At 66.0% G+C, this 5797-nt stretch carries 8 protein-coding genes and 1 pseudogene; all 9 read left to right on the forward strand.

Annotation, left to right across the window (positions count from 1 at the left end; all coding sequences use genetic code 11):
- Positions 1 to 1567 (forward strand): class I SAM-dependent DNA methyltransferase (locus K2Z83_RS02825; protein ID WP_220593662.1); only part of this gene is annotated, 1567 nt, incomplete at its 5' end.
- Positions 1560 to 2096, forward strand: a complete 537-nt coding sequence (locus K2Z83_RS02830; protein WP_220593663.1) for a GNAT family N-acetyltransferase — start codon at positions 1560 to 1562, stop codon at positions 2094 to 2096. The genes K2Z83_RS02825 and K2Z83_RS02830, both read left to right, overlap by 8 nt.
- 418 nt (positions 2097 to 2514) lie before the next feature.
- Positions 2515 to 2787, forward strand: a pseudogene (locus tag K2Z83_RS29735) (cupin domain-containing protein); the annotation flags it as partial.
- 145 nt (positions 2788 to 2932) lie between these two features.
- Positions 2933 to 3244 carry a hypothetical protein gene (locus tag K2Z83_RS02840; protein WP_220593665.1) on the forward strand — a complete coding sequence of 104 codons (312 nt, stop codon included), beginning with the start codon at positions 2933 to 2935 and terminating at the stop codon, positions 3242 to 3244.
- Between the two features lie 87 nt (positions 3245 to 3331).
- Positions 3332 to 3913: a hypothetical protein gene (locus tag K2Z83_RS02845; protein ID WP_220593666.1), complete on the forward strand. Its 582-nt coding sequence runs from the start codon at positions 3332 to 3334 to the stop codon at positions 3911 to 3913.
- A gap of 63 nt (positions 3914 to 3976) precedes the next feature.
- Positions 3977 to 4369, forward strand: coding sequence for an STAS/SEC14 domain-containing protein (locus K2Z83_RS02850; RefSeq protein ID WP_220593667.1), 393 nt, complete (start codon positions 3977 to 3979; stop codon positions 4367 to 4369).
- 217 nt (positions 4370 to 4586) lie between these two features.
- A complete protein-coding gene (locus tag K2Z83_RS02855; RefSeq protein WP_220593668.1) occupies positions 4587 to 4952 on the forward strand; it encodes a hypothetical protein in 366 nt (121 codons plus the stop codon).
- 1 nt (position 4953) lies between these two features.
- A complete protein-coding gene (locus tag K2Z83_RS02860) occupies positions 4954 to 5385 on the forward strand; it encodes an HNH endonuclease (RefSeq protein ID WP_220593669.1) in 432 nt (143 codons plus the stop codon).
- Positions 5386 to 5395: 10 nt separating this feature from the next.
- Positions 5396 to 5773, forward strand: a complete 378-nt coding sequence (locus K2Z83_RS02865; RefSeq protein WP_255603181.1) for a DUF4058 family protein — start codon at positions 5396 to 5398, stop codon at positions 5771 to 5773.
- Positions 5774 to 5797 lie beyond the last annotated feature (24 nt).

Genomic DNA, 5797 nt, shown 5'->3' on the forward strand with positions numbered 1-5797 from the left:
GCCGAGAGAGGTGATCCGCCTGATGGTGCGCCTGCTGCTCGACGGCGACATGGCCATGCTCCAGCAGGAGAGTGTGATCCGCACGGTCTACGACCCCTGCGCGGGGTCAGGCGGCATGCTCTCGATCGCCAAGGAGTATGTGCTCAGCACGATCAACGCCACGGCCGACCTGCGCCTCTTCGGTCAGGAGGTCAACGACGAGACGTTTGCGATCTGCAAGTCGGACATGCTGATCAAGGGCGATGACCGCGACGCCGATAATATCAAGCCCGACTCGAGCCTCTCGCGCGACGGCCACCCGCACGCGACCTTCGACTATATGCTCTCCAACCCGCCCTACGGCAAGGATTGGAAGAAGGAGCAGAAGTATGTCGAGGACGAGGCCGAGCGCGGCGCGCAGGGCCGCTTCGGCGCCGGCACCCCGCGGATCAGCGACGGCCAGCTACTGTTCCTCCAGCATATGATCGCCAAGATGAAGCCGCCGGCCGAGGGCGGCAGCCGGATCGCGATCGTGCATAACGGCTCGCCGCTCTTTACTGGCGACGCCGGCAGCGGCGAGAGCGAGATCCGGCGCTGGATCCTTGAGCGCGACTTGCTGGAGGCGATCGTCGCCCTGCCGGGGCAGCTGTTCTACAACACCGGGATCACGACCTATATCTGGGTGCTCTCGAACCGTAAGCCGGCCACGCGCACCGGCAAGGTGCTGCTAGTGAACGGCGCGGCCACCCGCAAGGAGGGCGACAAAGAGGTCGAGGTGTTCGCCCAGAAGATGCGCCGCAGCCTGGGCGATAAGCGCAACGAGCTCAGCGACGCGCATATCGACGCCCTGGCGGCCCTGGTATCGGCCTTCGCAGATGGGCCGTACTCCAAGGTCTTTGATACGACCGACTTCGGCTACCGCAAGATCACGGTCGAGCGCCCGCTGCGCCTGAGCTTTCAGGCCACCCCCGAGCGGATCGCCCGGCTGCGCGAGGAGCGCGCCTTCCAGGCCCTCGCTGGCGGCAAGAAGCGCAAGCCGGCCGACCAGAGCGACATGTTCGGCAGCGCCGAGCAGGACGCGCTCCTGAACGCTCTGGCCAGCCTCGACCCGGCCCAGGTCTGGATGAGCCGCGCCGACTTCGAGCAGGCGCTGGACGCAGCGCTCAAGCAGGCCGGGCTGAAGCTGGGGGCGCCGGTGCGCAAGGCGGTGCTCAGCGCCCTGGGCGAGCGCGACGAGGCGGCGGCGATCTGCCGCGACGGCCGCGGCCACCCTGAGCCCGACCCCGAGCTTCGCGACTACGAGAATGTCCCGCTCAACGAGGATGTGGACGCCTACGTCGCCCGCGAGGTGCTGCCCCACGTGCCCGACGCCTGGGTCAACCAGGATGTGCGCGACCCCAAAGACGATACGGTCGGCAAGGTGGGCTACGAGATCAGCTTCACGCGCTACTTCTACCAGTACCAGCCGCCGCGGCCCCTGGCGGCGATCGACGCCGATATTAAGGCGCTCGAGGACGAGATTGCCGCGATGCTCCAGGAGGTGACCGGTGACGAGACAAGCGCCGTCGTGCGAGGCAAGCATGCGTGAGATCCGGCCACTGGCGCGCGACGAGGTCACACAGGTGTGGTCGATCGACCGCCGCGAGGTGATCGAGCGCGTGTACTACCTGCGCGACGGCGCCCTCGTCCTTGAGCCTGAGTATTACGATATGCAGGGCTGGCCGCCGGGCTCAGCTGAGAAGTACACCCCGCTGCTCCTGGATTGCTATGACCGGGGCGGCGCCTTCGTCGGCGCCTTCGACGGCGAGACCCTGGCCGGCGTGGCGGTGCTCGACACGATCCGGCGCGGCCCGCGGGGCGACCTGCTCCAGCTGGAGTTTCTGCATGTCGGCCGCGACTACCGCGGGCGGGGCCTGGGCCGGCGCCTCTTCGCTCAGGCATGTGACATCGCACGCGAGCGCGGCGCCCGCGGCCTCTACGTCTCGGCGACGCCCTCGGAGCACACCGTCCACTTCTACCACTCCCTCGGCTGCGCCCTGGCGCCCGAGCCCGACCCCGAGCTCTTCGCCCTGGAGCCCGAGGACATTCATCTCGTCTGCCCACTGGAGCGGAGCTAACCTGATGAGCGGCACCCTCGATACGACAGCCCGCTACCGATCCTACCCGGCGTACCGCGACTCCGGAGTGGAGTGGCTTGGCGAGGTGCCGGCACATTGGGCGGTGAAGCGGCTGCGCTTCGTGCTGGGGCGTAAGCCGACACCTTCCGAGGCTAGCCATCTCCCTGCTGATACTCCGGTGTCGTTTCTGCCGATGGAGTTGATCGGCGATGACGGCACCTTTGATTACGAGAGCGCGAAGCCGATCGGCGAGATTGGCACCGGGTACACCTACTTCGCCGAGGGCGATGTCACTGTTGCCAAGATCACCCCCTGTTTCGAGAATGGCAAGGGCGCGCTAATGGTCGGCCTGGTCAACGGAGTAGGGTTCGGCACAACCGAGCTCCACGTCCTTCGCCCGGGGCCACGGCTTGAGCGCACGTTCCTCGAGCACTGGGCGCCGCGCAGCGTGGCCCAGCTGAACGACTACGACATCATGGTCGTCAAGGTGCTGGGCGCGTTCGTCTGGCACGCCCACCCCGATACGGATGACTTCTTCCTCGTGCTCAAGGGCCGGCTGACCATCCGCCTGCGCGACCGGGAGGTGACCCTCGGCCCCGGCGAGCTCTTCGTGGTGCCGCGCGGCGTCGAGCACCAGCCCGTCGCCGCGGAGGAGTGCCACCTGCTGCTGATCGAACCGACCGGCACCCCACCGGCGCGGCCGCCACTCGCCCGCGGGCTTCTTTGCCGACTCCTACGACTACACCCAGCTGCGGGCGGCCCTGCTCGATCCGCTCAGCCCCGGCGGCGATGGCCGCTACCGCACGGCGGCCTTCGATTACCGCACCGATAGCCCGGTGGTTGCGCCGGAGGAGCAGGCCGCGCCCGGCGACATCCTGGTCTGCGACGGGATCTTCCTCCATCGGCCAGAGCTCCGCGACTCCTGGGATCTCTCGGTCTTCCTGGAGGTCAGCGTCGCCACCTCGGTCGGCCGCTGCGCCGTCCGCGACGGGAGCCCACCCGACCCACAGGATCCGGGTCAGCGCCGCTATGTTGAAGGCCAGCAGATCTACCTGCGCAGCTGCCAGCCTGAGCGCCACGCGACCTTCGTGGTCAACAATGATGCGCTCGACGCGCCCTATGTGGTCGCGCAGCGACCAACAGCATAAGAAACTTCGCCGATCGGCCTTGGAACCTCTCCCTACGTAGTACGTACATGCCCACAGGGATCGCAACTCGCCTATCAGGAGGTTGCCATGATCGCGTCGATCACCGCCGCCACAGAGATTGAGCGTGAACTGAGCCCGGGTGAACATGTACTCTGGAGCGGCCAGCCCCAGGCGGGGCTGCGGCTGCGCGCGGCGGATGCCTTCCTGATCCCCTTCACGTGCCTCTGGGCCGGGTTTGCCGTGTTTTGGGAAACCGGGGTCATCACCAGCGGCGCGCCGTTCTTTTTCATGCTTTGGGGCATTCCCTTCCTCGTCGTGGGCGCCTACATCACCGTGGGACGCTTCTTCGTCGATGCGGCGATCCGGGGAAAGACCGTCTATGGCGTGACCAACGAGCGGGTGCTGCTCATCAGCAGCTTCATGAATCGCACCGTTAAAAGCCTCCCACTCCACACCCTGCCGGAACTGGAGCTCGAGCAGCGCGGCGATGGGCGGGGGACGATTACCTTTGGCCCGAGCATGCCCTTCGCCACGTGGTATCGCGGCTTCGCCTGGCCAGGCATGGGCCAGCGGACGCCGCCCGCATTCGACATGATCCCAGATGCGAAGGCGGTCTATGATCGCATCCGGCACGCCCAGCGCGCGGCTGTCACACGAACGACGGCCTAACCGAGTCTCCCGAGTATGGGCGGTGCTGATGGAATCCTTGCCAGGCTCTGGTATCCTGAGCAGATGATTGAGACAGCGCTTTCCCCAACCCTCCCCGCGACCGTCGTCCACCGCGTGACCGGCGTGATTGATCAAGCGGAGGCGGCCAAGGGCGCCGCCGAGGCCCTGCGTGTCGTCCAGGGCCGCTTCGCAGACCACGGGCCGCTGCGGCTCCTGCTCGACCTGCGCGGGATGACCTTCGCCAGCCTGCAGGCGCATAAGGTCTGGAGCCAGGGCTTCGCACGCAGCCCGGACCTCGCCGGGCTCGTCCACCACGTGGCAATCGTCGGCACCGATACGCCGACGCTGAGAGCAGAGCAGGAGCTTCTGACGACCGATCGGGTTCACTTCTTTGTGGATCGTGCCGATGCCGAGGAGTGGCTGGCATTCGCGGCCGCATCCGGCGCAACTGCCTGAAGAGGCGTGCGAACGGAGACAGGAGACTGATAGGCGATGAACCGTCTGGAGCACCGGGCACGATGGGGTACGCGCTACGGCGGCCCCTGGCGTCTGCGCGCCCGCCTGTCCGTTGACGGACAACCACATGCCGCTCGGGCAGCGATAGAACCTCTATGCTACAATACGGGTGCGCGCTGCGATCAGGCAGCGGCAATGGTCGATCCCCGAGGGAGCGATGAGCGAACGATTAAGCCTGGAACTGCCTGATACGTTGATGCGCAGCGCCCGCGCAGTAGCGAGCCAGACGCATCGGGGCATTGAAGAGGTGCTGATCGAGTGGCTCGATCGGGCTGCGGCCGAGATCCCCGTTGATCAGCTGCCTGATGAGCAGGTGCTGGCATTGCGCGATCTCCAGATGAGCGATAGCGATCAGCATGAGCTCAGCGATCTGCTGGCTAAGCAGCGTGAAGGGCTTCTCAGCGCGCCGGGCCGCCAGCGCCTTGATCTGCTGATGCGCCAGTATCGCAGCGGCATGGTGCGGAAAGCGCAGGCGCTCAAGGTTGCCGTGGAGCGCGGTCTCCAGCCGCCGCTCCACACGTGATATGGCACGTCGGATTATTCCTGCCGAGCTCGCCCAGCGCATTCGTACCGCAGCCGGCAATCGCTGCGGCTATTGCCTGAGCCCGCAGCACCTGGTGATGGCGCGCCTGGAGATCGAGCACATCGTCCCGCTGGCCAAGGGTGGCACCGACGATGAGGCGAATCTCTGGTTGGCTTGCCCGATCTGCAACGGCCATAAGAGCGACAAAACGCAGGGACCTGACCCAGAGACCGGCGCGCTCGTGCCGCTGTTCAATCCGCGTGTCCAGGCCTGGGCTGACCACTTCCGGTGGATTGATGGCGGGCTTCGCATTGCCGGCCTGACTCCCACTGGGCGAGCCACGGTCAGCGCGCTGCATCTTTGCGATGACCCGGATGCGATTGAGGTGCGGAGCTACTGGATTCTGGCGGGATGGCATCCTCCACAGGAATAGGGCCGTGCCTATGTCAGCGTTGGGTCCATACACGAGCGTGCGCTATCCTTTTGGGAAGCCGAAACCGACTCTCTTTCCCGGCATGAATCCCTACCTGGAGCAGACGGCCCTCTGGCCCGATGTCCACAACCGCCTGATCGTCGCCATCGCTGACGCGCTGGCACCGCAACTGCGTCCCCGCTACTACGTCGCGATTGAGGAGCGCACCTATCCAAGTGTTGGCGAAGATCAGGATGTGAGCGAGGTGCCGGTGCTCGACGAGATGCGCGAGACCTTCCTGGAGGTGCGATCAGCCGCTCATGAGCGCGTGGTCACCGTGCTTGAGATCCTCTCGCCTGCCAATAAGCGTGCCGGCGCCGGCCGAACGCAGTATATCGATAGGGTGTGACCAAAACATGTAGATCGCTCATGC

This window comes from Oscillochloris sp. ZM17-4, from assembly GCF_019599295.1.
Lineage (GTDB): Bacteria > Chloroflexota > Chloroflexia > Chloroflexales > Chloroflexaceae > Oscillochloris.

What these genes read in the sequence shown, in the direction of transcription:
- K2Z83_RS02830 (WP_220593663.1), top strand. Translation starts at nt 1,560, where the DNA reads ATGCGTGAGATCCGGCCACTGGCGCGCGACGAGGTCACACAGGTGTGG.
- K2Z83_RS02845 (WP_220593666.1), top strand. Translation starts at nt 3,332, where the DNA reads ATGATCGCGTCGATCACCGCCGCCACAGAGATTGAGCGTGAACTGAGC.
- K2Z83_RS02850 (WP_220593667.1), top strand. Translation starts at nt 3,977, where the DNA reads ATGATTGAGACAGCGCTTTCCCCAACCCTCCCCGCGACCGTCGTCCAC.
- K2Z83_RS02855 (WP_220593668.1), top strand. Translation starts at nt 4,587, where the DNA reads ATGAGCGAACGATTAAGCCTGGAACTGCCTGATACGTTGATGCGCAGC.
- K2Z83_RS02860 (WP_220593669.1), top strand. Translation starts at nt 4,954, where the DNA reads ATGGCACGTCGGATTATTCCTGCCGAGCTCGCCCAGCGCATTCGTACC.
- K2Z83_RS02865 (WP_255603181.1), top strand. Translation starts at nt 5,396, where the DNA reads ATGTCAGCGTTGGGTCCATACACGAGCGTGCGCTATCCTTTTGGGAAG.